This is a genomic window from Aquabacter spiritensis (assembly GCF_004346185.1).
Classification (GTDB): domain Bacteria; phylum Pseudomonadota; class Alphaproteobacteria; order Rhizobiales; family Xanthobacteraceae; genus Aquabacter; species Aquabacter spiritensis.
Window position 1 is genome coordinate 1 of record NZ_SMAI01000049.1, and the last position, 1,192, is coordinate 1,192.

The window sequence follows — 1,192 nt, forward strand, 5'->3', positions numbered from 1 at the left end:
GGTTGTGGCGCTCACGGCCCGGTGCGATCAGCGGCGTGATCTCGGTCTCGGCGCAGGCCTCGACATTGGCCTGGCTGAAATAGCCGCTGTCGGCCAGCAAGGTCTCGGCCTTGCCCAGAGCCTCGGGAAGCCCGGTGAGCTGGTCCAGCACCGGTTCGATCTGCTGCTTGTCGTTGGGCGCCTGCACCACGTCACGGCAAACCACCAGCATGCTGCCGGCCGCCACCGCGGCCTGAGCATTGTAGGCTTGATCGAAGCCGCCGCCGGCTACCGGCATGATGCGCGAATCCTCGTCCGTCAGATTGACCTGATCCTTGGGCCCCGGACCGGCGGTCGGCGGCAGCGGCGGCTTGCCACCGGGCTTGCGGCCCTTCTTCTTCGCCTTGTCCTCGCGCGCCTTCAGCTTGTCCTCGCGCGCCTTCAGCTTGGCTTCATGCTCCGCCTGCTCGCGTGCAAAGCGCTCCTTGGCACGCGCCTCGATGGCCGCCTTGGCTTCGGCAATCCGCTCGAGCCGCTTCTCGCGCCGGGCCAGTTCCTCGGGAACCGACATGCCGTCCGGCACATCCGCCTTGTCGGCCGCCTCGGCCAGCGCCATCAGTTCCTTCACCTCGGCCTGCAACTGCGCCTCGATCTGGCTCGCACGCGCATAAGACAGCGCGCTGTGCCGGCTGGCATTGGCCTTCACCTTGGTGCCGTCCAGTGCCACGGTTCCCATCTTCAGCATTCCAGCTTCCCGGGCCAGCATCAGAACATCGGTGAACAGCCGCTCGATGTCGCCGAGGAAACGCCGCCGGAAGACGGCGATGGTGTCGTGGTCGGGGTGGTCATTGGCGGCAATGAAGCGGAACGCAACCGAATCGTAAGTCGCCCGCTCCAGCTTGCGGCTGGAGAAAACCCCCGTGGCGTAGCCATAAACCAGCAAGCCCAGCAACACACTCGGATGATAGGAGGCCGAGCCCGACCCACGATAGGCCTTGACCATCGGCGACAGGTCCAACTGATCGATCACCTCGACCACGAAGCGCGCCAGATGCCGCTCCGGCAGCCATTCGTCCACCGAGGGCGGAAGCAGAAATCCCGTCTTGCGGTCAACTTGGCGGAAATTGCTCATCGGCGGCGCTCAATCCAGGAGAATCACTCAATGACACCGAATCGCATCTCGCCGGTCGCCTCAAGTCCGACAGGCTCCTAG

The 1,192-nt window shown here is 65.1% G+C and carries 1 protein-coding gene; it reads right to left on the reverse strand.

The features are described from left to right. Positions 1–1,111 (reverse strand): IS1182 family transposase (locus tag EDC64_RS23380; protein ID WP_132036265.1); only part of this gene is annotated, 1,111 nt, incomplete at its 3' end. Positions 1,112–1,192 lie beyond the last annotated feature (81 nt).